Source organism: Parasphingorhabdus pacifica (assembly GCF_054779195.1).
This window is the reverse complement of sequence record NZ_BAAGYS010000009.1, coordinates 1-25262: the sequence shown is the minus strand read 5'-3', so window position 1 is coordinate 25262 and position 25262 is coordinate 1. Positions and strand designations below refer to the sequence as shown.

The 25262-nt window shown below is 67.2% G+C and carries 22 protein-coding genes and 3 tRNA genes; 15 read left to right on the top strand and 10 right to left on the bottom strand.

Features of this window, described 5'->3' with window-relative positions; translation table 11 throughout:
• The first annotated feature begins 109 nt into the window (after positions 1-109).
• From ACYVAN_RS15125 to ACYVAN_RS15110, 4 genes are read left to right on the top strand one after another with little or no spacing between them, the layout of a single operon-like run.
• Entirely contained in the window at positions 110-523 is a 414-nt protein-coding gene (locus ACYVAN_RS15125; RefSeq protein WP_460960031.1) for a roadblock/LC7 domain-containing protein, read from the top strand.
• Positions 520-882: a DUF742 domain-containing protein gene (locus tag ACYVAN_RS15120; protein ID WP_460960029.1), complete on the top strand. Its 363-nt coding sequence runs from the start codon at positions 520-522 to the stop codon at positions 880-882. Before ACYVAN_RS15125 ends, ACYVAN_RS15120 begins: the two co-directional genes overlap by 4 nt.
• A complete protein-coding gene (locus ACYVAN_RS15115; protein ID WP_460960027.1) occupies positions 863-1471 on the top strand; it encodes a GTP-binding protein in 609 nt (202 codons plus the stop codon). The genes ACYVAN_RS15120 and ACYVAN_RS15115 overlap by 20 nt, the downstream gene beginning before the upstream one ends.
• Positions 1468-2733 carry a cytochrome P450 gene (locus tag ACYVAN_RS15110; protein WP_460960025.1) on the top strand — a complete coding sequence of 422 codons (1266 nt, stop codon included), beginning with the start codon at positions 1468-1470 and terminating at the stop codon, positions 2731-2733. Before ACYVAN_RS15115 ends, ACYVAN_RS15110 begins: the two co-directional genes overlap by 4 nt.
• 37 nt (positions 2734-2770) lie before the next feature.
• Here the strand turns inward: ACYVAN_RS15110 and ACYVAN_RS15105 are convergent, their stop codons facing one another.
• Both ACYVAN_RS15105 and ACYVAN_RS15100 read right to left on the bottom strand, forming a co-directional pair.
• Positions 2771-3997, bottom strand: a complete 1227-nt coding sequence (locus tag ACYVAN_RS15105) for a cytochrome P450 (protein WP_460960023.1) — start codon at positions 3995-3997, stop codon at positions 2771-2773.
• A gap of 281 nt (positions 3998-4278) precedes the next feature.
• A complete protein-coding gene (locus tag ACYVAN_RS15100) occupies positions 4279-4896 on the bottom strand; it encodes a YigZ family protein (protein ID WP_460960021.1) in 618 nt (205 codons plus the stop codon).
• Positions 4897-5105: 209 nt separating this feature from the next.
• On the opposite strand from ACYVAN_RS15100, the gene ACYVAN_RS15095 reads away from it, so the two are divergent.
• Entirely contained in the window at positions 5106-5306 is a 201-nt protein-coding gene (locus ACYVAN_RS15095; protein ID WP_460960019.1) for a hypothetical protein, read from the top strand.
• A gap of 12 nt (positions 5307-5318) precedes the next feature.
• Here the strand turns inward: ACYVAN_RS15095 and ACYVAN_RS15090 are convergent, their stop codons facing one another.
• On the bottom strand, positions 5319-6440 hold the full coding sequence (locus ACYVAN_RS15090) for a 5-methyltetrahydropteroyltriglutamate--homocysteine S-methyltransferase (protein WP_460960017.1): 1122 nt from the start codon (positions 6438-6440) through the stop codon (positions 5319-5321).
• A gap of 156 nt (positions 6441-6596) precedes the next feature.
• On the opposite strand from ACYVAN_RS15090, the gene ACYVAN_RS15085 reads away from it, so the two are divergent.
• Entirely contained in the window at positions 6597-7760 is a 1164-nt protein-coding gene (locus ACYVAN_RS15085; protein ID WP_460960015.1) for an FAD-dependent oxidoreductase, read from the top strand.
• Positions 7761-7932: 172 nt separating this feature from the next.
• Here the strand turns inward: ACYVAN_RS15085 and ACYVAN_RS15080 are convergent, their stop codons facing one another.
• The 3 genes from ACYVAN_RS15080 to ctaD all read right to left on the bottom strand — a co-directional run bounded on the left by ACYVAN_RS15080 (position 7933) and on the right by ctaD (position 12338).
• Positions 7933-8763 carry an aldo/keto reductase gene (locus ACYVAN_RS15080; protein WP_460960013.1) on the bottom strand — a complete coding sequence of 277 codons (831 nt, stop codon included), beginning with the start codon at positions 8761-8763 and terminating at the stop codon, positions 7933-7935.
• A gap of 169 nt (positions 8764-8932) precedes the next feature.
• Positions 8933-10168 carry an MFS transporter gene (locus tag ACYVAN_RS15075; RefSeq protein ID WP_460960011.1) on the bottom strand — a complete coding sequence of 412 codons (1236 nt, stop codon included), beginning with the start codon at positions 10166-10168 and terminating at the stop codon, positions 8933-8935.
• A gap of 442 nt (positions 10169-10610) precedes the next feature.
• A complete protein-coding gene (gene ctaD, locus ACYVAN_RS15070) occupies positions 10611-12338 on the bottom strand; it encodes an aa3-type cytochrome oxidase subunit I (protein WP_460960009.1) in 1728 nt (575 codons plus the stop codon).
• A 126-nt stretch (positions 12339-12464) separates the two neighbouring features.
• Between ctaD and ACYVAN_RS15065 the strand changes: the two genes are divergently transcribed.
• Positions 12465-13262, top strand: coding sequence for a DUF427 domain-containing protein (locus ACYVAN_RS15065; protein WP_460960007.1), 798 nt, complete (start codon positions 12465-12467; stop codon positions 13260-13262).
• A gap of 22 nt (positions 13263-13284) precedes the next feature.
• On the opposite strand, the gene ACYVAN_RS15060 is transcribed toward ACYVAN_RS15065, so the two are convergent.
• Positions 13285-13899, bottom strand: coding sequence for an SACE_7040 family transcriptional regulator (locus ACYVAN_RS15060; protein ID WP_460960005.1), 615 nt, complete (start codon positions 13897-13899; stop codon positions 13285-13287).
• Between the two features lie 95 nt (positions 13900-13994).
• On the opposite strand from ACYVAN_RS15060, the gene ACYVAN_RS15055 reads away from it, so the two are divergent.
• The 3 genes from ACYVAN_RS15055 to ACYVAN_RS15045 all read left to right on the top strand — a co-directional run bounded on the left by ACYVAN_RS15055 (position 13995) and on the right by ACYVAN_RS15045 (position 18876).
• Complete coding sequence (locus ACYVAN_RS15055; protein WP_460960003.1) at positions 13995-15608, top strand: carboxyl transferase domain-containing protein; 1614 nt, start codon at positions 13995-13997, stop codon at positions 15606-15608.
• A 99-nt stretch (positions 15609-15707) separates the two neighbouring features.
• Positions 15708-17723, top strand: coding sequence for an acetyl/propionyl/methylcrotonyl-CoA carboxylase subunit alpha (locus ACYVAN_RS15050; protein ID WP_460960001.1), 2016 nt, complete (start codon positions 15708-15710; stop codon positions 17721-17723).
• A 1-nt stretch (position 17724) separates the two neighbouring features.
• On the top strand, positions 17725-18876 hold the full coding sequence (locus ACYVAN_RS15045; protein WP_460959999.1) for an acyl-CoA dehydrogenase family protein: 1152 nt from the start codon (positions 17725-17727) through the stop codon (positions 18874-18876).
• Positions 18877-19035: 159 nt separating this feature from the next.
• On the opposite strand, the gene ACYVAN_RS15040 is transcribed toward ACYVAN_RS15045, so the two are convergent.
• The 3 genes from ACYVAN_RS15040 to ACYVAN_RS15030 form a co-directional block, all read right to left on the bottom strand.
• Positions 19036-20100, bottom strand: coding sequence for a hypothetical protein (locus ACYVAN_RS15040; RefSeq protein ID WP_460959997.1), 1065 nt, complete (start codon positions 20098-20100; stop codon positions 19036-19038).
• Positions 20101-20302: 202 nt separating this feature from the next.
• A complete protein-coding gene (locus ACYVAN_RS15035) occupies positions 20303-22591 on the bottom strand; it encodes a heavy metal translocating P-type ATPase (RefSeq protein ID WP_460959995.1) in 2289 nt (762 codons plus the stop codon).
• A 34-nt stretch (positions 22592-22625) separates the two neighbouring features.
• On the bottom strand, positions 22626-22925 hold the full coding sequence (locus ACYVAN_RS15030) for a heavy-metal-associated domain-containing protein (RefSeq protein ID WP_460959993.1): 300 nt from the start codon (positions 22923-22925) through the stop codon (positions 22626-22628).
• A 377-nt stretch (positions 22926-23302) separates the two neighbouring features.
• Between ACYVAN_RS15030 and ACYVAN_RS15025 the strand changes: the two genes are divergently transcribed.
• The 5 genes from ACYVAN_RS15025 (at position 23303) to ACYVAN_RS15005 (ending at position 25035) form a co-directional block, all read left to right on the top strand.
• Complete coding sequence (locus ACYVAN_RS15025; RefSeq protein ID WP_460959991.1) at positions 23303-23542, top strand: hypothetical protein; 240 nt, start codon at positions 23303-23305, stop codon at positions 23540-23542.
• Positions 23543-23811: 269 nt separating this feature from the next.
• Positions 23812-24447 carry a ScbR family autoregulator-binding transcription factor gene (locus tag ACYVAN_RS15020; RefSeq protein WP_460959989.1) on the top strand — a complete coding sequence of 212 codons (636 nt, stop codon included), beginning with the start codon at positions 23812-23814 and terminating at the stop codon, positions 24445-24447.
• Between the two features lie 319 nt (positions 24448-24766).
• Positions 24767-24839: transfer RNA gene (locus tag ACYVAN_RS15015), tRNA-Glu, on the top strand.
• Between the two features lie 16 nt (positions 24840-24855).
• A tRNA-Asp gene (locus ACYVAN_RS15010) sits at positions 24856-24932 on the top strand.
• 29 nt (positions 24933-24961) lie between these two features.
• Positions 24962-25035, top strand: a tRNA-Phe gene (locus ACYVAN_RS15005).
• The last annotated feature ends 227 nt before the right edge of the window (positions 25036-25262 follow it).

Genomic DNA, 25262 nt, shown 5'->3' with positions numbered 1-25262 from the left:
GACACTCCCGCCGAAATCCGACCGGACAACAGATTTGCCGGACAACAGATTGGAGGTAGGGGCTGATGCACCGGGTGTTCCCGCTCGGCTCATCCACCCCGTGATTCCGATGACCGCAATGAACCGCGACCTCGACTGGTTGCTGGAAAACCTGCTGGAGAAGACCCCCGGCACGCGGCACGCCCTCGTCCTGTCCAAGGACGGCCTCAAGCTGTGCCACACCTCGCTGCTCAACATGGACCAGGCCGATCAACTCGCCGCGATCTCCTCGGGGATCCAGAGCCTCTCCTTCGGTGCTTCGGTCGAGTTCGGTGACGGAACCGGTGGCGTTCGGCAATCGATGACCGAGTTCCACGGCGGCATCCTGTTCATCGTCGAAGCAGGTCAGGGAGCGCATTTGGCCGTTCTCGCCGCGGACGACGCCGATGTTGGCATCATTGGGCACAACATGAACGAATTGGTGGAACAGATCGGCGAGTACCTGAGTGCTCCGCCCCGCGAATCGAGTAATCAACCCGTATGACATGGCGACCGGTGGACAGCGATGACCCGGACCGGCTCTACACCGTCACCGGTGGGCGAAGCCGTGCCGACGAGAGTTCTCTGGACCTGGTCACGCTGATCGTGAGCGAGTGCGATCCGAGCGCGGGAATGCAATCCGAGCACGTCAAGATCCTGCGGTTGTGCCGCCGGCCGATGGCCGTGGTGGAACTGGCCTCGGATCTGGGGCTTCCGGTCAGCATTGTGAAGATCCTGCTGTGCGACCTGCTCGACACCGGCCGGATCACTGCCCGAAACCCCAGCGCGGCTCCGGAGCGGTCTTCGGAACTGCCCGATCCCGAAATCTTGAAACAGGTGCTCGTTGGACTCCAAAAGCTCTGAGCAGGCTGACCGCACTCCGCTGCGGGACACCGCCGATCAAGGCCTCAAGATCGTCGTTGTCGGCGGGTTCGGCGTCGGCAAGACGACAATGGTGCGTTCGGTCAGCGAGATCCGTCCGCTGAGCACCGAAGAGACCATGACCCAGGCGGGGGCCGGGGTCGACGACGCGTCCAGGGTCCAGGACAAGACGACCACGACCGTGGCGTTCGACTTCGGCCGGATCAGCCTGGACGAGCGCATGGTGCTCTACATGTTCGGCGCACCGGGGCAGGAACGCTTCTGGTTCCTGTGGGACCAGCTGTTCGCGGGAACTCTCGGCGCGGTCGTCCTGCTGGACACCCGCAGGCTGGCGGACTCCTGGTATGCCATCGACCGGCTGGAGCACCACGGCACACCGTTCATCGTCGCTCGCAACAACTTCAGCCAGCCGGTCCACTCCCTGGAACAGATCCGGGATGCCCTGGAACTGTCCGACGACGTGCCGATGATCGACTGCGACGCACGGCAGCGCGAGTCGAGCAAAGCCGTGTTGATTACTTTGGTGAACCACCTGTACGAGAAGTCCACTGCCCGGAAGAGCCTGCTGTGACCAATCCTCACCACGCCGAAATCTCCGGCCAGCTGCCTGACGCGTCCTCCGGCGGCGGGTGCCCGGTCAACCAAGGAGCCGTGCCGTTGCACGGGCCGAAGTTCCAGCAGACGCCTTCCGACCTGTATCGGGACATGCGTCGCAAGCACGGCCCCGTCGCGCCGGTCGTGCTCGAAGGCGGGATTCCCGCGTGGTTCGTCATGGGGTACCGCGAACTGCACCACGTGCTGAGCGATTCCCAGTTGTTCGCCAGGGACTGCCGCCGCTGGAACGCGTGGGACCAGGTCCCGGACGACTGGCCGCTGATGCCGTTCGTCGGGTACCAGCCTTCGTTGATGTTCGCGGAAGGCGCCGAGCACCAGCGGCGGGCCGGTGCGGTCAGCGACGCGCTCGGCGCGGTGGACCAGTTCGAGCTGCGGACGAACTGCGAGCGGATCGCGGACATGCTGATCGACAAGTTCGTCGGCAGCGGTGAAGCGGATCTGATGGCTGAGTACGCCCACCCGCTCCCCACGATCGCGATGTCCGGGGTGTTCGGGATGCCGGAGTCCCAGTCCCAGCAGCTCATCGCCGACATGAACGAGACCATGGACGGCTCGGAAGGGTCGGTGGCCGCGCACGGGCGGTTGCAGGCCACCATGCAGAACCTGCTCGAAACCAAGCGGGCCCGCCCCGGCTCCGACCTCCCGTCGCGCCTGCTGGCGCACTCGGCGGGGCTCACCGATGCGGAACTGGTGCAGGACCTCCTCGTGGTGATGACCGCTGCGCAGCAGCCGGTGGCGTTCTGGATCGGCAACACGCTCCGCCTGATGCTGACCGACCGGCGGTTCGCCGTGACGCTCTCCGGTGGACGCCGCAGTGCGGACCAGGCGCTCAACGAGGTGTTGTGGGAGGACACGCCGACGCAGAACTACCTGGGCCGGTGGGCCTCCCGGACTACCCAGCTGGGTGGTCAGCGGATCGCGGAGGGCGACCTGCTGGTCCTGGGCTTCGCGGCCGCGAACTCGGACCCGAGGGTGCGGCCGGACGCCTATTCCGGCTCGTTCGACAACCAGGCCCAGATGTCGTTCAGCCACGGCGAGCACTGCTGCCCGTTCCCGGCGCCGGAACTCGGCCAGATCATCGCCAAGGCAGCCGTCGAGGTGTTGCTCGATCGGCTGCCCGACGTCTATCTAGGGGTCTCGCCGGATGCGTTGGTGTGGAGTCCGTCGGTGTGGATGCGGGGTTTGACGACTTTGCCGGTCGAGTTCTCCCCCGTCTGAGGAGGTTCGCCGGTCCGGTCTCGCTGCCCCGGTTGGTTCACGCCACCGGTTGCGGCGGGTTGAACCGGACCGGCACGGAGACGGGGCCCCGGGTGAACACCCCCTGCTCGACCATTTCCACGCCCTGCTCGATTTCCAGGTCGCTCATCGCGTCGAGCAACTTGTCGGTGCCGACCTCCACCTCGGCTTTCGCCAGCAGTGCGCCGACGCAGAAGTGCCGCCCCAGTGCGAAGGACAGGTGGTTGGCGGCGGCCGAGAACGCGGTGGTGGCGTTGAGGTCCTCGCGGAAGATGTTGAACGTGTCCGGGTCGGTGTAGCGGCTGCTGTCCCGGTTGGCGGCGCCGATCAGACAGGTGATGGTACTGCCGGCGGGCACGACGCCACCGCTGAGCGTCACGTCCTCCGCGGGCTGTCGCATGATCATGTGGACCGGTGGGGTGTACCGGAGGGTCTCGGCGAATGCGCGCGGAATGAGACTCCGGTCTTCGCGCACGGCGGCCAGCTGTTCCGGATTGTCCAGCAGGTTGCGGAAAATCCCGCCGAGGGCCTTGTCGGTGGTTTCCCCGCCTGCGGCCAGCAGCAGGCTGCAGAACGCCTTGATGTCCTCGTCGCTCATGCGGGTGCCGTCGACCTCGGCTTCGCACAACGTCGACAGCAGGTCGTCGCCGGGGTTGGCGCGCCGCTCGCGGATGATCGGCAACAGGTAGTCGGCGAGTTCCTCGCGGGTCCGCATGCCGTCGGCGGCCACGTCGGGGTCCTGGGAGAGGTTGCCGAGGAAGCCGATGATCGCCGTGTACCACTTGTGGAACCGGGGGTAGTCGGCCTTGTCCAGGCCGAGCATGTCGGCGATGACGTTGACCGGGAACTTGGTGGCGAACTCGGAGACCAGGTCGGCTTTGCCGGTGTCGCGGAATCCGTCGATGAGTTCACGGGCATTCCGCTCGATGACGGGCAGGAAGGTCTCTTCGAGTGCTTTGCCGCGGAAGGCGGGAGCGATCAGTGCGCGCCGCACGGCGTGGTCGCGTCCGCTCATCTGCAGGATCGTGCGGCCGTGGACGGGTTCGAGCTGCCAGGAGTAGTTGTCGGTCGTGAAGGTCGAGTCGCGGAAGGCGCGCTCGACGTCTTCGTACCGGGAGACGATGTAACTCTGCATCGCTTCGTGCCAGATCAGCGGGAAGTCTTCCCGCATGATCCGGTAAGCGGGGTACGGGTCAGCTGCGAACTCGGCCGAAAGGATGTCTGGGGCTTCTCGGGTCGTGTTCATCGCGCTCCCTCGATAAGCAGTGATTACCGGTGAAGGCTATTTAGTGACACTCGGTAGGTCCACATGTTCTTGATCATGCGGACGGAGCGTGTTCGTCGCAGTGGCCGCGCCCGATTCATCGCTTTGTTCGGTGACCTGCGAGGTAGTACGGGGATGGGCGCTCGCTCCGGAGGCTGTTCCGGCTGCGTTCAGAGTGGTACTTCACCCGAATGACGCAGTATCGGGCTTTGGGGCTCGTGCTCGTGTCCTGTGTCTGCCCCTGCCCGTGCCAGGCGTCGCGCTCAGGGGACATCGACCTCGGTGTAGGTCGTTTCGCCCAGTTCGATCGCGGCCGACCCCGCCGTCGCCCCGGCGAGCCAGTCGCGGAACTCCGACAGGCCGGCGTCCGGCACGTGCAGGGTGAACCGGACGTCCTCGGCGTAGTGGACGTCGGCGACGTGGTGGCCCGCCGAACGCAGCTCGTTCTCCAACTTCCCGGCTGTCGTGTAGTCGACCCTGGTCGAGACCGTCCGCATCGGCCGGAGTTCCACCATGCCCAACTGGTCGAGCGTCGCCGAAACGGCGCCGCCGTACGCGCGGACCAGTCCGCCCGCTCCCAACAGCACCCCGCCGAAGTAGCGGGACACCACGGCGACGGTGTTGGTCAGCTCGTTTCGCCGCAGCACTTCGAGCATCGGGACGCCTGCCGTGCCCGCGGGTTCGCCGTCGTCACTGGACTTCTGGGTCTGCCCGTCGTCTCCGAGCACGTAGGCGTAGCAGTGGTGCCGTGCGTCGTGGTGCTCCTTGCGGCGGTGCTGAATCAGTTCCCTCGCCTGCCCGTCGGAGTCCACCCGCTGGATCGCGCACAGAAACCGAGATCGCTTGATCTCGGTTTCGTGCTCGCCCGACCGCTTGGCCATTCGCATCCGGTGTGCCCTCTTTCGCTCGCCTTTCGAGGTAACGCTCTCACCAGGCCATCGAGTGATGTCGAACACTCATCCGTAGCATCCCTCGTTGGGGTAATCGAGGTCGGCTCCTCGCCTCGATTGCGCAGGTCAGAGCCCATACGGCACAGATCACTCGGACGCGGTTTTCCGTTGTGGACCCGGGACACGTAACGTCCACTCTCATGGAGCAGTCATCGAGTCCGCTGGAACCCGGCACGCGTGTGCGTGCTTCGTTCGGTCGGTTTCGTGATCAGATGGGCACGGTGGTGGAAGCAGCCTCCGGGCTACCGGAAGTCTTCGACGGCCCGGTGCTGTGGGTTCGGTTCGACGGCGACGAGGAGCCCGGCCTGGTGGCCGGCCGATTCCTCGAATCCGCCGCCTGACCGGGCATCAGCTCATCCCCAGATCTCACGAGCCGTTTCGACCACCAAACGCAGCTTGTCCACTTGCTGCTCGTAGCTGAGGGCGTTGCCTTCCTCGGTGGAGGCAAACCCGCACTGCGGTGACAGGCACATCTGGTCGAGGTCCAGGTACTGGCTCGCCTCCTCGATACGGCGCTTCAGTTCGTCCTTCGATTCGAGCTCGCCGCGTTTGGTCGTGACCAGGCCGAGCACCACGGTCTTGCCCTTCGGCACGAACCTCAGCGGAGCGAAACCGCCCGAGCGTGCGTCGTCGAACTCCAGGAAGAATCCGTCCACGTCGAGTTCGTTGAACAGTGCCTCGGCGACGAAATCGTAACCGCCCTCGGCGACCCACGAGGAGCGATAGTTTCCGCGGCACATGTGAGTCGTCACCGTGAGCGTGTCCGGTCGGTTCGAGATCGCCGCGTTGATCAGTTCGATGGTGCGCAGGTGCTCGCTCTCCGCATCGTCGCCACGCGCCGCGAGCTGCTCCCGCTGGTTCGGGTCGTTGAGGTAGGCGAGGCTGGTGTCGTCGAGCTGGAGGTAGTGGCATCCCAGGTCGGCCAATGCCCGGACCTCGGAGGCGTAGGCGGCGGCCAGGTCGGTGCGGAACTCCGCCAGGTCCGGGTAGACGGATTCGTCGATGGCGGCGCGGCCACCCCGGTAGTGCAGCATGCCCGGGGACGGGATGGTCAGCTTCGGCGTCGCGCTCGTGGCCCGTTCGGCCAGTGCGGTGAAGGCGTCTCCGAAGATCGTGTGACCCAGCGAGATCTTGCCGTCCACTCGCATTTCGGGGGTGGCGAACTCGAGGTCGCCATCGGCATTGTGGAACTTGACCGTCAGCGCGGAGTCGTCGACGCGGGAGACGCCGTCGAGCTGGTACAGAAAATCCATGTGCCAGGAGCTGCGCCGGAACTCGCCGTCGGTCGCGGTCGAGAGCCCGACCTCTTCCTGCATGGCGACCACTTCGGTGATCGCGTCGTCTTCGACCTGCCGTAGTTCGTCGGCCGTGATGTCGCCCGCCGAGAACTCCTCGCGAGCTGTCCGGAGCCGTTGGGGCCGCAGCAGGCTACCGACGTGGTCTGCACGGTAAGGGGGAGTGACGCGAGGACTCATGCCGTTGCAACTTACTGCTTCGTTGGTCGACTGCCTAGACTCTGCTCCATTCGAGTTGATCAATACCCATGATCGGTTACTAAATGTGAGCAAGGACAACCGAGACCGAACCGGTGGGTGGATAAACTTGTCGCAGCCAAGTGACTCGGTGGACGGATGGAGACGATGCGAGTTCTCGTGATCGGGGCGGGGGTCGGGGGGCTCGCCGTTGCGAAGGGTCTGCTCGCCCAAGGGCATGACGTTCGGATATACGAGCATTCCGAAGCGCTCCGAACCGGCGGCGCCGGGCTGACGGTGTGGAGCAACGGCACTGCCGCGCTGCGGGATCTCGGAGTGCAACTCGACGACGTCGGGCGAGAACTCCACAGCCTGCGCTCGCTCACCGAGAGCGGGCGATTGTTGTGGGAAGCCGACCTCGACGAGGTCACCGAGCGGCTCGGAGCGCCCACCGTCGAGGTGGCACGTCCGGAGCTGCTCAGCACCATCGCGGACGCGCTTCCGCCGGGGATCCTGCACTTCGGCAAGCGCTGCGTCGGTGTCACCGAACACGCCGACCACGTCGCGGCCGAGTTCGACGACGGCTGCGTCGTCACCGCCGACCTGCTCATCGGTGCAGACGGGCAACGATCGGCCGTCCGCCGCGCGCTACTCGGCGGCGAGCCCGCCAGGCCGACGGGCTGGGCGAGTTGGCAAGGTCTGACCCGCAGCGATCTGCCGGTCGCGCATGGCTACCAAACATTGAACATCGCCGGCCGCGAAGGCCACTGCGGCCTCATCCCGGCAGGCGGCGGCAGGCTGCACTGGTGGTTCGACCTGCCGTGGCGGGACGGTGATCCGGTGCTGTCGGTGGCCGATCTGCGCCGGGCTTTCGACGGCTGGCCGGACCAAGTCCGCGAGCTACTGGCCGAGATCGGCGACGACGACCTCGGCTTCTTCCCGCACATTCGCCACCAGGTGCCCAAGGTGTGGGGATCGGCGCGCACGACCTTGCTGGGCGATGCGGTGCACGCGATGCCCCCGGCGGTCGCGCAGGCGGCGAACCAGACGCTCGAGGACGCCTGGATGCTCTCGCACGCGCTGGCCGGGAGCACCGGTGAAGTCGAGCCGTTGCTGCGTTGGTACGAGCGGGAGCGCCGTCCCCGGGTGGTGAAGATTTCTCGCACGGCTGCGTTGACCTCGGCGCAGCGCAAAACCCCGCTGCAGCGGCTCGGCAAGTTCCCGAAGTGGATGGCCACCCGCAGTCAGGTGGCCACGCTGCGCGCGGGCAGCACAGTGCTGCGCGGCCTCACGCCTACCCCGGTCAGAGTGGGGCTGGCCTGATTCGGGGGTGTGCGATATCGCGAAACCGCACACCCCGCTCGCGTTTCGAATCGTCCCGGCGGTGTCGTGCCTCCCGTTGCGGAGCGGACCGCAGTGCACAGGAGCGCCCACGGGACCTCCCGCCGGTGGCCCCGCATGAGCCACGCGCGGCCACCGAGACGGGGTTGCTGAATCAGGCTCCCAGGACGTCCGGGTCCGGGCCGACGCGTTCCCCGGCGTCGAGCGAGGCGATCACCGACATGTCGTCATCGGCGATCTCGAATCCGAAGACGTCGATGTTGTCGCGAATCCGGGACGGCGTCACCGACTTGGGGATCACGACGTTGCCCAGCTGCAGGTGCCAGCGCAGCACGATCTGAGCGGCCGACTTGCCGTACTTCTCGGCCATCGAACTCAGGGTCTGGTCCTCGAGCAGGCCCTTGCCCTGGCCCAGCGGGCTCCACGCCTCGGTGAGGATGCCGTGCTCGCGGTGGAAAGCGCGCAGATCACTCTGCTGCAGCCGGGGGTGCATCTCGACCTGGTTGATCGCGGGCACCACGTCGGTCTCCTCGAACAGCCGACGCAGGTGCGGGATCTGGAAGTTCGAGACCCCGATCGCCTTCGACAAGCCGTCGGCGTGCAGCTTCTCGAACGCCTTCCACGTGTCGACGTAGGAGTCCTGACCCGCGGCGGGCCAGTGGATCAGGTACAGGTCGACGTACTCGAGTCCGAGCTTGCTCAGGCTCTCGTCGAATCCCTTCAGGGCGTTGTCGTAGCCCTGCATGTCGTTCCAGAGCTTGGTCGTGACGAACAGGTCCTCACGCGGAATGCCGGACTGGGCGATGGCCGTTCCAACGGCTTCCTCGTTGCCGTACAGGGAGGCGGTGTCGATGCTGCGGTAGCCGGCTTCCAGGGCACTGCGCACCGCATCGACTGTTTCTTCCTGCGACATCTGGAAGACGCCGAAGCCGAGCTGCGGGATCTCGGCTCCGGTGTTCAGCGTGATGTTGGGAACCTGGGTCATGTAGGTTTTCCTCCGAAGGTCGAAACGCGTGCTGGTCGGCTCCGGCGACGCTCGCGCCGCAGGCGCCCACCCCTCCTTGTGCAACCGACGACGGGGGATCGTGATTCCCGATCGATCCTGATGGTTTACATCACAGCACGGGGCGGAGTGACCGGCCAGCGATCCCGCGTCACCCGGCCCGGCTCGGTTCGGATTCGACCGCGGGGCCGGCGGTCTGCTCGGAGGTGACGGATCGGTGCGTGGCCACGACCTCGGTGGCGTTGGGGCGCTTGTCCAGCCAGCCGGAGAGCAGGGCGAAGCCGAGACCGGTCAGGGCCAGCAGCGCACCCACCCAGCTGGGCGAGACCAGGCCGAACCCGCCTGCGATGACCAGGCCACCGAGGTAGGCACCGAGCGAGTTGGCGATGTTGAACGTGGACTGGATCGCGGCCGAACCCAGTGCGGGAGCTTCCTTCGCCTGGTCCAGGATGCGGGCCTGGATGCTGGGGATCGCGGCGAAGCCGGTCGCGCCGACGAGGAACACGTTCAGCGCGGCCAGCACCATGCTCTGCGAGGTGAACAGGAACATGGTCAGCGACACGGCCAGCGCGGCGAGGAACACGTACAGCGTGCGCATCGGCGCCCGGTCCGCCAAGCGGCCACCGATGACCGTCCCGACGGTCATGCCCACACCGAACAGCGCGAGCAGTACCGTCACCGCCGTGGGCGTGTAGCCGGTTACGTCGGTGAGCAGCGGCTTGATGTAGCTGTAGAACGAGAAGGTCGCGGCGAATCCGAACACGACCACGGCGAAGGCCAGCCAGACCTGCGGGCGTCGGAACGCGACCAGTTCACCGCGCAGGCTGACGTCGGTGGGCTTCGGCTGTTGCGGGACGAGAGCGCCGACGGCAGCCATGGCGACCAGGCCGATGAGGGCGACGAGGCCGAACGTCCAGCGCCAGCCGAGTTGCTGGCCGACCAGGGTGCCGGCCGGAACACCGACGATGTTGGCGACGGTGAGGCCGATGAACATCATCGAGATGGCCTGGGCGCGCTTGTCCCGGGCAACTAGGGAGGCGGCGACCACGGCGCCGACCCCGAAGAAAGCCCCGTGCGGCAGGCCGGCCACGAAACGTGCGGCGAGCAGCAGCGAGTGGGTGGGGGCGAGCGCGGAAAGCACGTTGCCGACCGTGAACAGCGCCATCATGCTCAGCAGCATCGTCTTGCGTCGGGTGCGCATGCCCGCCGCGGTGAGTAGTGGGGCGCCGACCACAACGCCGATGGCGTACAGCGAGATGTATCCACCCGCTGCCGGGATCGAGACCTGCATATCGGAGGCCACTTCGGGCAGCAGCCCCATCATCACGAACTCGGTGGTTCCGATGCCGAAAGCGGCGATGGCGAGTGCCAGCAAGGCAACAGGCAACGATTCTCCCTGAGGGTCTAGGAGTGGTCCGTGGTCGTTCCGGGGTCGTTCCGGGTGGTGCGCGGGAACCCGCACCGGCGTTGGCGCGCGGTTCGGACGAGGGCCTGCTCGTGCGCGATGGTGTAGCTCGTGCGCGATGGTCCTGCTCGTTCGACGGTCCTGCCTGTTCGACGGTCCCGTCGGCCCGACGTCCTGTCCGCTCGACGTCCTGCTCGTTCGACGGGTGGTCGATGATGTGGCGATCGGTCCGTGCTCACGCCGGATGCGCCGGGTCCGCTGCGCTGCGGAACCCGCCCCGCCGATGAAGTCGTGGGGCGTCGGTTGCCGGTGGCTCCCGCGCAGGTTCAACACTAGTGGGCGAGCGCCTGTTCCTGAACCGATTATGAACCGGGCCACTACCCGGTCACTCGTTCAGTCGAGCTCGTGACGGGGAGCGGCTGCGCTACTCGCCCGACTCGGGCGGTTTGGTCGATTTGTTCCGACCGCCGAGCGTGGCGTGAGCCTCGCTCTCGAGTCGCTCGGCCATGTGCGGGTAGTGCAGTTCGAAGGACGGACGGATGGAGCGGATGCGCGGCAGTTCGGTGAAGTTGTGCCGCGGCGGTGGGCACGGGGTCGCCCACTCCAGCGAGTTTCCGTGTCCCCACGGGTCGTCGACGTTGGCCAGCACGCCGAACCGGTAGCTCTTGATCACGTTCCAGATGAACGGCAGCATCGAGGCGCCGAGCACGAAGGCCCCGACGGTGGAGATCACGTTCAGCGTGGTGAACCCGTCGCTGGGCAGGTAGTCGGCGTACCTGCGAGGCATCCCCTCATCGCCCACCCAGTGCTGCACCAGGAAGGTGACGTGGAAGCCGATGAAGGTCAACCAGAAGTGCAGTTTGCCCAGTCCTTCGTCCATCATCCGGCCGGTGAACTTGGGGAACCAGAAGTACACCCCGGCGAAGACCGCGAAGACGATCGTGCCGAACAGCACGTAGTGGAAGTGGGCCACCACGAAGTACGTGTCGGTGACGTGGAAGTTGACCGGTGGCATGGCCAGCAGCACGCCGGTGAGCCCGCCGAGCAGGAAGGTCACCAGGAAGCCCATCGAGAACAGCATCGGGGACTCGAAGGTGATATGACCTCGCCACATCGTGCCGATCCAGTTGAAGAACTTGATCCCGGTCGGCACCGCGATCAGGAACGTGGCGAAGGAGAAGAACGGCAGCAGCACCGCACCGGTCGCGAACATGTGGTGGGCCCACACGACGACCGACAGGACACCGATGAGCAGGGTGGCGAAGACCAGGCCGGTGTAGCCGAACAGCGGTTTGCGGCTGAACACCGGGAGTATCTCGGTGATGATGCCGAAGAACGGCAGCGCCACGATGTAGACCTCGGGGTGGCCGAAGAACCAGAACAGGTGCTGCCAGAGGATCGCTCCGCCGTTGGCCGGGTCGAACACGTGCGCGCCTAGGTGGCGGTCCGCCAGCAGGCCCATCAACGCCGCTGTGAGGATCGGGAACGCGATCAGCACCAGGATGCTGGTGACCAGGATGTTCCAGGTGAATATCGAGATCCGCCACATCGTCATGCCGGGGGCTCGCAGGCAGACGATCGTGGTGATCATGTTGACCGCGCCGAGGATGGTGCCGAGGCCGCTGACCAGTAGCCCGGTGACCCACAGGTCTCCGCCGGTGCCACCGCTGAACATGTCGGTGGACAGCGGCGTGTAGGCGGTCCAGCCGAAGTCGGCGCCGCCACCGGGCACGGCGAGCCCGGCGAGCACGGTCAGCCCGCCGAACAGGAACAGCCAGTACGAGAAGGCGTTGAGTCGGGGGAACGCCACGTCCGGAGCGCCGATCTGCAGCGGCAGGATGAAGTTGGCGAAGCCGAACACGATCGGTGTCGCGAACAGCAGCAGCATGATCGTGCCGTGCATGGTGAACAGTTGGTTGTACTGCTCCTGGGACAGGAACTGCAGGCCCGGCTGCGCCAGTTCCCCGCGGATGAGCAGCGCCATCGCGCCGCCGATCACGAAGAACGCGAACGCGGTGACGAGGTAGAGCAGGCCGATCTGCTTGGGGTCGGTGGTGCGCAGCCACGGCAACATGCGCGAGCCCTTGATCGGCCGCTTCCACGTGAACGCGCGGGTGGGTATCGGGCTCGGACGCGTCCTCACTGTGGCCATGCCGGTCTCCCTCGCATCGCTGACCTGCTGACCAGTCTTGACCCCGCGCGCGGAGCCCGCAAAAGGTGTGTGCTGGGGGCGGTGTTCGGCACCGCTGCTCACCCTTTCGACCAAACGGAGGTTTGGATGGCTCTCACGCTCGGCGGCGGCCCGCTCACGTCGCGACCGCCGGAAACGGTCAACTACCGAATCGACGGTCCCCGGCACCGGTTGTTCTGGCAACACTTCCCCCGGCGTGTCCGGGCGGTGCTCGGTGAGCGGTTGGTACTGGACAGTGACAACGCGAAGCTCTTGCACGAAAGCAACCTGTTGCCGCAGCTCTACGTGCCGCGGGAGGACGTCGACACCGCGCTGTTGGAGTCGACCACGCATCGGACGCACTGCCCGTTCAAAGGTGATGCGTCCTATTTTTCCGTGCGTGCAGGTGAGCGCGTGGCGGAGAACGCGGTGTGGCAGTACCCGGATCCGCTACCGGAGGCCGGCTGGCTGGCCGACCACCTGTCGGTCGAGTGGAACTCGATGGACGGGTGGTTCGACGAGGACGAGGAGGTCTTCGGGCACCTCCGCGACCCGTATCACCGGGTGGACATCCGCGACACCACTCGCCACGTCCGCGTGCTCGCCGGGCAGGTGCTGGTCGCCGAGACACGGCATGCCCGCCTGCTTTCCGAGACCGGACTGCCGAACCGGTTCTACGTTCCGCGTGAAGACGTCCGGGTCGACTTGTTGGAGCCGAGCGCGACCCACACGTGCTGCCCGTACAAGGGGAGGGCTTCGTACCACGCGCTGCGGGCCGGAGACGCCGTGATCAGCGATGCGGCGTGGAGTTACCCGGTGCCGCTCGACGAGGCGACGGCGATCGCCGGGCGGCTGTGCTTCCTCGCGGACGGGGTGCGGACCGAGGTCGACGGCGAGCCGGTGTGAGCGTCCGACCTCGGAGCGCGGATCACCGCCGGCGTGCGGAATCGGGCTGCGGTCGGGTTGTCGGGAGCAGCGCGTCGAGGGCCATCCGGTGTAGCAGCGCGGACATCGCGTCCCGGTCGAGGTACGTGCTGTGCGGGGTGGAGTTGATCAGCCCAAGCACCGCGTGGGCCGCGGCCCTGGCGGTCGGCCGGTCCAGGTCGGGGCGGACGGAACGCAGCGTGCCGACCCAGACCTCGACGTAGGCGCGCTGCAGTTCGCGCACCCGGTGGTGGTCGGAGCTGGCGAGGCTGTCCAGGTCGCGCATGTGCACGGTGATCAGCGCCGGGTTGGAGAGGGCGAACTCGACGTGCCAGCGCACCAACTGCTCCAGGGCCCGGTGCGGTTCGTCCGAGCCGTTCACCCGGGACTGCCCGCCGTGCAGCAGTCTATCGCTGATTCGAGTGAGCATTTCGGCAAGCATTGCGTCTTTGCTGCGGAAATGCCGGTATAGGGCAGGACCGGAGATGCCGACGGAGGCACCGATGTCGTCGATGCCGACGCCGTGGAATCCATAGCGGGCGAACAGCTCGGCGGCCGCGGCGAGGATCTGGTCTCGTCGGCTCGACTTGCCGATTTCTGCGGTGGCTTCTTCGGTCATTGTCCGCTGATACTAGACGAAAGGTGTTAGTAGTCGTTAACATCCGACGGGTTAACGATGACTAACCCCACCGATGCGGAAGGTGTCCACGACACATGGATGCGCCGGTCCTGCCCACAGCCGCCGACCCGACCGCGGAGGCCTTCGCGCAACACGCGAAGAGCCACGCGGAACTCGTCGCGGACCTCGATCGCGAACTCGACCACGCCCGCCGAGGCGGCTCGGAGAAATCGCGGCAACGACACGTCGAACGCGGCAAGCTGCTGCCGAGGGACCGGGTGGACGCCCTCCTCGACCGCGGGTCCCCGTTCCTGGAGCTCTCCCCGCTGGCCGCGCGCGGGCTCTACGACGACGACGCTCCCTCGGCGGGGATCATCACCGGGATCGGCCGGGTGTCCGGCCGGGAGTGCGTCATCGTCGCCAACGACGCCACCGTCAAGGGCGGCACCTACTACCCGATGACGGTCAAGAAGCACCTGAGGGCACAGGAAGTGGCGCTGCACAACAACCTGCCCTGCCTGTACCTGGTGGATTCGGGTGGCGCGTTCCTGCCCATGCAGGACGAAGTGTTCCCGGACCGGGAGCACTTCGGGCGGATCTTCTACAACCAGGCGACGATGTCCGCCAAGGGCGTTCCGCAGATCGCGGCGGTGCTGGGATCCTGCACCGCGGGCGGCGCCTACGTGCCCGCGATGAGTGACGAGGCGGTCATCGTCCGGGAACAGGGCACGATCTTCCTCGGTGGCCCGCCACTGGTCAAAGCCGCCACCGGGGCGGATGTGACCGCCGAGGAGCTCGGCGGGGGCGACCTGCACTCGCGCACCTCCGGAGTCACCGACCACCTCGCCGCCGACGACGCCGACGCATTGCGCATCGTGCGCTCCATCGTGAGCACCCTCGGGCCACGGCCATCGCGGCCGTGGGAGGTCACAGCCGTGGAAGAACCGGCGGCCGACCCCGACGAGCTCTACGGCGTCGTGCCCACCGACAGCCGCACCCCCTACGACGTGCACGAGGTCATCGCCCGGATCGTGGACGGCAGCAGGTTCGCCGAGTTCAAACGCGACTACGGCACGACGCTGGTCACCGGGTTCGCGCACATCCACGGCCACCCGGTCGGGATCGTGGCCAACAACGGCATCCTGTTCGGCGAATCGGCGCTCAAGGGAGCGCACTTCATCGAACTCTGCGACAAGCGCTCCATTCCGCTCGTGTTCCTGCAGAACATCTCCGGGTTCATGGTCGGAAAGGAGTACGAGGCGGGCGGGATCGCCAAGCACGGCGCCAAGATGGTCACCGCCGTCGCCTGCGCGCGCGTGCCGAAGTTCACCGTGGTCATCGGCGGATCGTTCGGTGCGGGCAACTACTCGATGTGCGGCCGGGCCTACTCGCCGCGGTTCCTGTGGATGTGGCCGAACGCCCGGGTCTCGGTGATGGGTGGCGAACAGGCCGCCTCGGTGCTCGCGACCGTGCGCCGCGACCAGTACGACGAACGCGGGCAGGAATGGTCCGCGGAGGACGAGGAAGCCTTCAAGGAGCCCATCCGCGACCAGTACGAACACCAGGGCCATCCCTACTACTCCACGGCACGGCTGTGGGACGACGGGGTGATCGACCCGAAGCAGACCCGCACCGTCCTCGGGCTGGCGATCGGGGCCGCGGCGAACGCCCCGCTGGCGGACGTCGGCTACGGCGTCTTCCGGATGTGAACCCGTGAAAACGGGGACCGACCGGTGCGGGAGCCCTGGAATGGCCCGACGCACATCGAAGACCGGACCGAAGCGAGGGGCTGGGTGGAGCAAGTGAGCATGAGGCGTTTCGACACGGTGCTGGTGGCCAACCGTGGTGAGATCGCGGTCCGCGTGATCCGGACCCTGCGCGACCTCGGGATCCGATCGGTCGCCGTCTACAGCGACGCCGACCGCGACGCGCGGCACGTGGCAGAGGCCGACACGGCGGTGCACATCGGACCCCGCGCGGCGGTCGAGAGCTACCTGTCCGTCGAACGGATCCTCGACGCCGCGCGGCGCACCGGTGCCCAGGCGATCCACCCCGGCTACGGTTTCCTCGCCGAGAACACCGACTTCGCCGGAGCCTGCGCCGATGCAGGCATCGCGTTCATCGGCCCACCCGCCTCGGCGATCGACTCGATGGGCGACAAGATCCGGGCCAAGAGCACCGTGCGCGAGGCGGGTGTCCCGGTGGTGCCCGGTCGCAGCGAGCCCGGCATGTCGGATGCCGACGTCGCGGCCGCCGCCGTCGAAGTCGGATTTCCGGTGCTGCTCAAACCCTCCGCGGGCGGAGGCGGCAAAGGCATGCGTGCCGTGTACGCCGAATCGGAACTGGCCGAGCAGATCGCCTCCGCTCGGCGAGAAGCGCGCGCGGCGTTCGCCGACGACGCACTGCTCGTCGAGCGCTACGTCGCCACCCCGCGCCACATCGAGGTGCAGGTCCTGGCCGACTCGCACGGTAACGTCGTCCATTTCGGCGAGCGCGAGTGCAGCTTGCAGCGGCGGCACCAGAAGATCGTCGAAGAGGCGCCGTCACCGCTGTTGGACGAACAGATCCGGCGACGGATCGGATCATCAGCGGTGGAAGCAGCCCGCGCGGTCGGCTACGTCGGCGCGGGCACCGTGGAGTTCATCGTCTCCGCCGACCGGCCGGACGAGTTCTTCTTCATGGAGATGAACACGCGCCTGCAGGTGGAACATCCCGTGACCGAGCTCGTCGCGACCATCGACGGCACGCGCGGTGTCGACCTCGTCGAGTGGCAGCTTCGGGTCGCCGAAGGCGAGGAACTCGCGTTCGACCAGGACCGGCTCGGCCTGGAAGGGCACGCGGTCGAAGCCCGCGTGTACGCGGAAGACCCGGACCGGGGATTCCTGCCGACCGGCGGAACCGTTCTCGGCCTGCACGAACCCGATGGCCCGGGGGTTCGCGTGGACTCCGGGGTGCTCGCTGGCAGCGAAGTCGGCTCCGACTACGACCCGATGCTGGCCAAGGTCATCGCCTGGGCGCCCACTCGCGATCAGTCGCTGCGCAGGCTGGACGCGTCGCTGGCCGGAACCGTGCTACTCGGGCTGCACACCAACATCGGCTTCCTCCGGGCGCTGCTGGCCAACGCGGACGTGCGTGCCGGACAACTCGATACCGGGTTGGTGGAGCGGGAATTCGCGACGCTCGGTACCGCGACGCGGCCGAACGAGGTTTACATCGCCGGTGCCCTGGAACGCCTGCTCGAGGCCGAACCGGAAGGCCCGGTGATCGATCCTTGGGAACTTCCGGGTGGTTGGCGCCTCGGCGCGCACGCGTGGACCGTATGGCGTTTCGCCGGAATCGACGGCGAGGTCCGCGTCCGGGTGCGCGGCCGTGCCAGTGATGCGGAGGTCTCGGTGGACGACGGCCCGGTGGTCCTGGCGCGGGCCGAACGGGACGGCGACTCGCTGACCGTGACCTGTGACGGCAGCACGCTCCGCTACCGGTGTGCGCGTGCCGGCGACACGACATGGCTGGCCGCCGGCGGGCAGACCTGGGCGCTGACCGAACACCGCTTGCTGGCCGACGCCGGCAACCGGGCCGGGGACACGAACGGCGTGCTCACCAGCCCCATGCCGGGGACGGTGCTGGTCGTCGACGCGGTCGAGGGCCAGGAGGTCGTCGCGGGGCAGTCGTTGTTCGTCGTCGAGGCCATGAAGATGGAGCACGCGATCACCGCGCCCTTCGACGGAGTCGTCACCGAAGTGGAAGTCCGAAAAGGGCAGTCAGTCGGATTGGAACAGTCGCTGGCGGTCGTCACCGCGAGCGCTCGCGAGGAGGGTGCCTGAAATGGTCGACAGCCGGCTCGGCGAAGAGTACGCCGCACTGCGCGAAAGCGTGGAGACCTTCGCCCGCAAGGAAGTCGCCCCGGTCATCGGCGACTACTACGAACGAGCGGAATTCCCCTACCCGCTGGTGCGCACCATGGGACGGATGGGTCTCTTCGGGCTTCCCGTCGACGAGGAGCACGGTGGGATGGGCGGGGATTACTTCGCTCTGTGCCTGGCGCTGGAAGAGCTCGCCCGGATCGACTCCTCCGTCGCCATCACCCTCGAAGCCGGCGTCTCGCTCGGGACGATGCCGATCTACCGCTTCGGCGATGAAGAGCAGAAGCGCCAGTGGCTACCCGGACTGGCCTCCGGGGAGATCCTCGGTTCGTTCGGCCTCACCGAACCCGGTGGGGGTTCGGACGCGGGAGCGACTCGGACCACCGCGGTCCGCGACGGTGACGAATGGGTGATCAACGGGTCGAAGTCGTTCATCACCAACTCCGGCACCGATATCACCGGCTTCGTCACGGTCACTGCCGTGACCGGTGAGAAACCCGGGGGTGGCAAGGAGATCTCGACGATCATCGTGCCGTCGGGAACACCCGGGTTCACCGTCGCCAAGAAGTACTCCAAGGTCGGCTGGAATGCGTCGGATACCCACGAACTGTCCTTCGACGACTGCCGAGTGCCTGCGGCGAACCTGCTCGGCGAGCAGGGGCGGGGATACGCCCAGTTCCTGTCGATCCTCACCGAGGGGCGTGTCGCGATCGCCGCGCTCAGCGTGGGGCTCGCCCAGGGATGCGTCGACGAGTGCCTGCGCTACGCGGGTGAGCGGGAAGCGTTCGGTCACCGGATCGGTGAGTTCCAGGCCATCCAGTTCAAGATCGCCGATATGGAGATGCGGGCGCACACCGCGCGACTGGCTTACTACGACGCCGCGGCGCGGATGCTTCGTGGCGAGGCGTTCACCAAGCAGGCGGCCATCGCCAAACTCGTCTCCTCGAACGCCGCGATGGACAACTCGCGCGACGCGACCCAGATCTTCGGTGGGTACGGGTTCATGAACGAGACCCCCGTCGGCCGCTTCTACCGCGATGCCAAGATCCTGGAGATCGGCGAGGGCACCAGCGAGGTTCAGCGGATGCTGATCGCTCGCGAACTCGGTTTGTGACGCACGGGCGGCCGTTGGTGGCCGACCGCAGGCGGAGGGGTTCGGGGCCACCTCCGCCTGCGGTCGGCCCGCGATGCGGTTGCGGCGCGAGCCGACCCGATAACAGGAAACCCAACCTGTGAAGGTTGGAATCCCCCGCCTTTAAACGTGGGGAGGAAGTCAACGGTAGTACTGCGATCCGTACGGATCGAGTTCCGGTGAGTACTGGTCTCCCTCCGGGAACTGAGTCACCGGAGAGGTGGCCTGCGGGTACTGGCCGTAGGGGTCGGCCTGCGGGGGCATCTGGTTGTTCGGCGGGTAGGGGCCGCCTGCCGGGGGCATGGGGTTGTTCGGTGGTGGCCCGCCGTGGGGCGGCATCTGCGGTTGTGGGGCGCCCTGGCCGTACGGGTCGCCCTGGCTGTACGGATCACCCTGGCCGTACGGATCACCCTGCCCGTACGGATCACCCTGACCGTACTGGCCGCCCTGCCCGTACGGGTCAGCCGGGCCGTACTGATCAGGCTGCGGATATTGGCCGTACGGATCGTTCTGACCGTAGGAGGCAGCCTGCGGCGGCATGGGGTTGTTCGGTGGTGGCCCGCCGTGGGGCGGCATCTGCGGTTGTGGGGCGCCCTGGCCGTACGGGTCGCTTTGGCCGTACGGGTCGCTCTGGCCGTACTGATCAACCTGCGGGTACTGGGCATACGGGTCGGCCTGCCCGTATGGGTCGGCCTGCGGGAACTCGTTGTACGGGTCCGGCTGGGCGGCGGCTCCACGATTGGCGAACTGGTCGTGGGGGATAGTCAGCTCGGTGTCGCCTTCCTGAACCCGCGCTCCACCGAGCCGATCCTGGATCGCCTCGGTGGGCGCCGCGTGCTGAGCAGGCGGCTGGCCCTGTGGTCGAACATCCCGTTCGGGGCCTGCGGAGTCCTGCCCCGGCCAGTCGGGTGGCCCGGAGTTGAGGTCGGCGAGGTGCTGCATGACCCACTCGCGGGCGAGCGAGGCAGGTGAGGTGCCCTGACGCGCGGCCAGCTCCTTGAGCTGCTCGTTCGCCATCAGGGGAAGCCGAAGCTGGTACACGTCCGAAGTGCCGAACCTGCGGCCGGTTCCGGTGCTCTCGACGCTGTCCTCCGGGGTCAGTGCCGCGAGGTAGGAATCGAGCTCCTGATCCGGTTCGGCCGCCTCCTGCTGAGCGGCGTTGCTTTCCGAGCGTTGCCGGCGTCCGGTCTTTCGTCCTAGAGCCACGGCCACACGATAACGGTTCGATTGCGGCTCGCGTACGACTGTGGGACCAATCATGCGATCGAGCCGCGCAGTGGAGAGCCCCCGCGCCAGGGGGAAGGACGCAGGGGCTCGGAGGGGATCTCCACAATCGTTGGCCCGGGGGAAGGGACCAACGACCCGATTGTGGCACGGTACGGCCCGATCAGGGGACAAAACGCGACGATCAGTGGGTGGCTGTGGTCATCGGAACGCTTCCGCTCGCACCTTCCGCTGAACTCGTGCGGAAACGCCGTAGCCGCAAGCTGTTGGTGACCACGAACACGCTGGAAAACGCCATCGCGGCCCCCGCGAGCATCGGGTTGAGCAGTCCCGCCGCCGCGATCGGCAGGGCGGCGACGTTGTAGGCGAACGCCCAGAACAGGTTTCCCTTGATCGTGCCGAGCGTGCGACGCGAGAGCCGGATGGCATCCGCCGCGGCGCGCAGGTCGCCTCCCACCAGCGTGATGTCGCCCGCCTCGATCGCCACGTCGGTGCCGGTGCCGATCGCCAGGCCGAGGTCCGCGGTGGCCAGGGCCGGAGCGTCGTTGACGCCGTCGCCGACCATCGCCACCACCTGGCCATCGGCCTGCAGGCGCCGCACCACGTCGACCTTCTCGTTCGGCAGGACCTCGGCGTGCACTTCGTCGATGCCCACGGCCTGCGCGACGGACTCGGCGACGGCCCGGTTGTCACCGGTCAAGAACACCGGGCGAAGTCCGAGGCCCCGCAGCCGGTGAATCGCCTCGGCGCTGCTGGGCTTCACCTCGTCGGCCACGACGATCAGGCCGAGCATCCTCGAGTCCGCTGCGACCGCGACGACGGTGCGGCCCGCACGTTCTGCCGTGCCGATCGCGGAAGCGAGCTCCTCCGGCAGCTCGATCGAGTGCGATTCGAGCAACCGGTGCCGACCGACGAATGCCGGGTCGCCGTCGACTCGCCCCGTGACTCCCATGCCCTCGACGTTGCCGAAGTCGGTCACCGTCCGCGGTTCGCCCACCTCGGCGCGAGCGGTCGAGGCGACGGCGCGGGCGATCGGGTGTTCCGAGGCCGCTTCGAGCGCCCCGGCCACCCGCAGGACGTCCGCCCGGGAATGACCGGACGAGGGCACCACGTCCACGACGCTCATCCGGCCGCTGGTGACCGTGCCGGTCTTGTCCAGCACCACGGTGTTGACCCGGCGGGTCGCTTCCAGCACCTCCGGCCCTTTGACGAGCAGGCCCAGCTGAGCGCCGCGACCCGTTCCCACGAGCAGCGCGGTGGGGGTGGCCAACCCGAGCGCGCAGGGGCACGCAACAACGAGCACGGTCACGGCCGCGGTCACGGCGTAATCCACCGGACCGCCTGCCAGCAGCCACCCCGCGACCGTGAGTACGGCTATGACCAGCACGACCGGCACGAACACGGCGGATATCCGGTCGGCGAGGCGCTGCACGCGAGCCTTGCCGCTCTGCGCGTCGGCGACCATCTTGGTCATCCGCGCGAGCTCGGTATCGGCACCGACCCGGGTCGCGCGGACGACGAGTCGACCGCCGGTGTTGATCGTGCCGCCGATGACCTCGTCGTCGACGCCCACCTCGACCGGAACCGACTCACCGGTCAGCATCGCCTGATCGATCGCAGAGGAACCCTGCACCACCGAGCCGTCCACGGCGACCTTCTCGCCCGGCCGGACCAGGAACTCGTCACCCACGCGGATCCGTTCCACCGGGATCCGCTCTTCGGTGCCGCCCCGGAGAACCGTGGCCTCGGATGCGCCGAGCTCCACGAGTGCGCGCAGTGCCGCACCCGCCCGGCGCTTGGCTCGTGCTTCCAGCCAGCGTCCGAGCAACAGGAAAACGGTCACGCCGACGGCGACTTCCAGATAGATGTCGGCGCTGCTGGTCGGGCGCGGCACCAGGCTGAATTCGTGGGTCATGCCCGGCATGCCGGCCTTGCCGAGGAAAAGCGCGTACAACGACCAGAGGAAAGCGACGCTCACGCCCATGGACACCAGCGTGTCCATCGTGGTGGAGCCGTGCCGCAGGTTCATCGCGGCGGAGCGGTGGAACGGCCACGCGCCCCACACCACGACAGGGGAAGCGAGCGCGAGTACCAACCACTGCCAGTGGGTGAACTGCCACGCGGGCACCATCGACAGCACGATCACCGGTGTGCCGAGCAGCGCGGAAACTGCGAACCGCCTGCGCTGCGCGGCGATCTCCCCGTCCGGTTCTGCTGCGGAGGCGTCCGCGTCCGTCTCGACATCGGCGGTGGCGGTAGCGGTGTACCCGGCCGCCTCGACGACCTCGACGAGCCGGTCGGGGCCGACGTTCTCGCCGTGCTCGATCTGAGCCAGCTCGGTCGCGTAGTTGACCGTGGCGTGCACGCCGTCGAGCTTGTTGAGCTTTCGCTCGACGCGTGCCGCGCACGAGGCGCAGGTCATCCCGCCGACCGCCAGTTCGGTCCGCGTGGCCGGTAGTTGCGTGCTGGTCATCGCTGCTCCTCGTGGCCCAGCCTCGGCTGGGAGATCAGTTGGTCTCGGGCCAGTGCGAGATCGCGAATCCGGCTTCGGTGATGGCGGCGGTCGCCGCTTCCTTGCTCAGGGGCTGGTCGCCGGAGACGACTACCTCGCCGGTCTCGACGGTGACCTGCACGTCCTGCACTCCGGGTGCTTCGGAGAGCTCTTCGCGGACCGAGGTGGCGCAGTGTCCACAGGTCATTCCTTCGACGGTGAAGCTCTGGGTGCTCATGGCTCGTCCCTTCTCGCTGTCGGTTCGCTGCGTGCTCGTCCGTTGCTGCCGGTGTACCCGGCTGACCTCGAAACTCATATCAGTAACCCTTGCCAGGTCCGGGCACCGTGGTGATGCTCGTGTTGCTCCACCAGAGCTCCACGCGCCTCCTGGCGCGTCGCGTTCCTGTGGAGCCGTGCGGAACGACGGGAACTTCTATACATAGGTATACCCTAGGGGGGTAGGGTTGCAAGGTGGAAACACGTTCGAGTGGTCCGTGCGAAACGGGTGGCCTGCGCAGACCCTGACGGAGGCCGCGCCGACGACCGTCGGCAAGGTGATCTCCGGCGTTTCGGCGAAGTGGATCGACGGCGCCACGCGATTACCCCGCGTTGCTGCAAATCACTCTCTGGGGGGCTGCGGCTGTTGAGAACCTGTGGATAACCTGCGGCCGGAACCCGAGCCGGGGAGGCGTCATGTACGGGTCGCTCGACGTACGGAAGTTCTTGTCGCAGCAGGAAGACGGGCTCTCGCGACCGTCCGCGGGCGTACCCGCGCCGCGAAACGGTGAGCCCGGCCGGATATCAACCGACCAAGTCCATCGGGCGAGGATGGCAGTTGCTCGCAGCTCCGAGAGCGCCGAGGACTGCAAGCAGCTCCTCGACATGCTCGGACTCGTTCCCGATGAGGACGGAGATCCGCCGGTCACCAGGTGATCGCCGACCCGGTAGTCGCGGGACGCTGCCGCTTGCGGGTGGGCGTCTCGCGATGGATCCGGGCGGGTCGATCGGCATGCGGTCGCCCGCTCGCTGCCGTGGGCGAAACGGGTTCGCCCAGGTTTGAGGTTTCGTCCTCGACTGCAGGTGCGGATGGTTGGCCGAAAGCGCGGCGGGGTAACTTCGAGTGGCGAAGTTGATCACCCGTTCGTGGATTGTGTGGCTCGATAGAGCGCGCACGGTTGACGTTCCGTTCGCCGGAGTCGTGCATGCCGCAGCAGCGTCGGGCACAAGTGACCCGCCATGCCATCGTCGTCGCTGCCGCCGAGGAGTTCGATCGGGTCGGCTACGACGGCACGCCGCTGAGCGCGATCCTCCGCCGGGGTGGGGTGACCAAGGGTGCGTTCTACTTCCACTTCCCGTCCAAGGAAGCGGTCGCCGCGGAGCTGCTCCGATTCCAGGCGCAGAGCTGGTCGAGGCTGCGGCAGCGCTGGGAGAGTCGGGGTCTGGACCCGCTGTCCACGGTGGTCGGACTGACCGGTGAGGTGACCCGGTTGCTCGAACGCGACGTGGTTCTGCGGGCGGGCACGCGGTTGTGTTCGCTGCCCGTCGCCGCCGGTCAGCCCGAATCGGTGGACTGGGAGCAGGTGCTCCACGGGTTTCTCCGCGATGCCGCCGAACGCGGCTTGCTCCACTCCGGAGTCGCCCCGGAGGCGGCCGCCCGCACGGTGCACGCCTCGTTGGTCGGGACCTGGGCTGTCGGGCTGGCCCGGGACGGGTCGGATGTCGGGGTGGCCGACCGGATCCACGAGGTCTGGCGGTTGTTGCTCGGCGGGATCGCCACGGCCGACTGGTTGCGGACCCGCCGGTTGTCGCGGTTGCTCAATCCGAGCCGTCCTCGATGAGGCCCAGATCACAGAAATCGATCATGGCCGAGGAGTGTCCGTTTTGTCGGTTCCTCGTCGCTTTCGGGGCCTCCTTCGGCGGTTTGCCGAGTTCGGCCGAACGTGGTTGCTTGTTGCTGAAATGGCAGGTCAGGTGTTGAATGTGAGCCAACGGGCCGGGTCGGTTTCGTGGCCGACCCGGGGGGCATGACGGCCAAAGGGACCCCCCCGTGTGAGACGCCGGAAAGCGGTGTCGTAAGCTTTAATCACTCCCAACGGGGCGCCCCAGAAAAGGGAAAGCCGGTTGAGGGTGAGGCCGGGTCGGTTTCGAATCGGCCAAGCCCCCATCGTCTAGCGGCCTAGGACGCCGCCCTTTCAAGGCGGTAGCGCGGGTTCGAATCCCGTTGGGGGTACGCTACAACAGAACATGGCCCAGTAGCGCAGTTGGTTAGCGCGCCGCCCTGTCACGGCGGAGGTCGCGGGTTCGAGTCCCGTCTGGGTCGCCATAGCGATCGGCTTGTAGCCGGGCGCGAACGGCCAGGTAGCTCAGTTGGTACGAGCGTCCGCCTGAAAAGCGGAAGGTCGGCGGTTCGACCCCGCCCCTGGCCACCGCTCCAGAGCTGCGAAAACGGCCCTCACCAAGCATGGTGAGGGCCGTTTTCGTGTTGGGCAGTCTCAGTTGCCCTTGCTAAGAAGCCACCGTGCACGTCGCCACAATCGACATCTGGCTACGCGCCCTCGCCAAAACCACTTCCTAAACACGGCCTAGATCCAATACCGCTTACTTAGGTGGTTTTGGTCGGGTCTTGGTGGGTTTGGTGGCGGGGACGATGGTG

What these genes read in the sequence shown, in the direction of transcription:
- ACYVAN_RS15125 (WP_460960031.1), top strand. Translation starts at nt 110, where the DNA reads ATGACCGCAATGAACCGCGACCTCGACTGGTTGCTGGAAAACCTGCTG.
- ACYVAN_RS15120 (WP_460960029.1), top strand. Translation starts at nt 520, where the DNA reads ATGACATGGCGACCGGTGGACAGCGATGACCCGGACCGGCTCTACACC.
- ACYVAN_RS15105 (WP_460960023.1), bottom strand. Translation starts at nt 3,997, where the DNA reads ATGAACACGACCCGAGAAGCCCCAGACATCCTTTCGGCCGAGTTCGCA.
- ACYVAN_RS15100 (WP_460960021.1), bottom strand. Translation starts at nt 4,896, where the DNA reads ATGGCCAAGCGGTCGGGCGAGCACGAAACCGAGATCAAGCGATCTCGG.
- ACYVAN_RS15095 (WP_460960019.1), top strand. Translation starts at nt 5,106, where the DNA reads ATGGAGCAGTCATCGAGTCCGCTGGAACCCGGCACGCGTGTGCGTGCT.
- ACYVAN_RS15090 (WP_460960017.1), bottom strand. Translation starts at nt 6,440, where the DNA reads ATGAGTCCTCGCGTCACTCCCCCTTACCGTGCAGACCACGTCGGTAGC.
- ACYVAN_RS15085 (WP_460960015.1), top strand. Translation starts at nt 6,597, where the DNA reads ATGGAGACGATGCGAGTTCTCGTGATCGGGGCGGGGGTCGGGGGGCTC.
- ACYVAN_RS15080 (WP_460960013.1), bottom strand. Translation starts at nt 8,763, where the DNA reads ATGACCCAGGTTCCCAACATCACGCTGAACACCGGAGCCGAGATCCCG.
- ctaD (WP_460960009.1), bottom strand. Translation starts at nt 12,338, where the DNA reads ATGGCCACAGTGAGGACGCGTCCGAGCCCGATACCCACCCGCGCGTTC.
- ACYVAN_RS15065 (WP_460960007.1), top strand. Translation starts at nt 12,465, where the DNA reads ATGGCTCTCACGCTCGGCGGCGGCCCGCTCACGTCGCGACCGCCGGAA.
- ACYVAN_RS15060 (WP_460960005.1), bottom strand. Translation starts at nt 13,899, where the DNA reads ATGACCGAAGAAGCCACCGCAGAAATCGGCAAGTCGAGCCGACGAGAC.
- ACYVAN_RS15055 (WP_460960003.1), top strand. Translation starts at nt 13,995, where the DNA reads ATGGATGCGCCGGTCCTGCCCACAGCCGCCGACCCGACCGCGGAGGCC.
- ACYVAN_RS15050 (WP_460960001.1), top strand. Translation starts at nt 15,708, where the DNA reads ATGAGGCGTTTCGACACGGTGCTGGTGGCCAACCGTGGTGAGATCGCG.
- ACYVAN_RS15045 (WP_460959999.1), top strand. Translation starts at nt 17,725, where the DNA reads ATGGTCGACAGCCGGCTCGGCGAAGAGTACGCCGCACTGCGCGAAAGC.
- ACYVAN_RS15035 (WP_460959995.1), bottom strand. Translation starts at nt 22,591, where the DNA reads ATGACCAGCACGCAACTACCGGCCACGCGGACCGAACTGGCGGTCGGC.
- ACYVAN_RS15030 (WP_460959993.1), bottom strand. Translation starts at nt 22,925, where the DNA reads ATGAGTTTCGAGGTCAGCCGGGTACACCGGCAGCAACGGACGAGCACG.
- ACYVAN_RS15025 (WP_460959991.1), top strand. Translation starts at nt 23,303, where the DNA reads ATGTACGGGTCGCTCGACGTACGGAAGTTCTTGTCGCAGCAGGAAGAC.
- ACYVAN_RS15020 (WP_460959989.1), top strand. Translation starts at nt 23,812, where the DNA reads ATGCCGCAGCAGCGTCGGGCACAAGTGACCCGCCATGCCATCGTCGTC.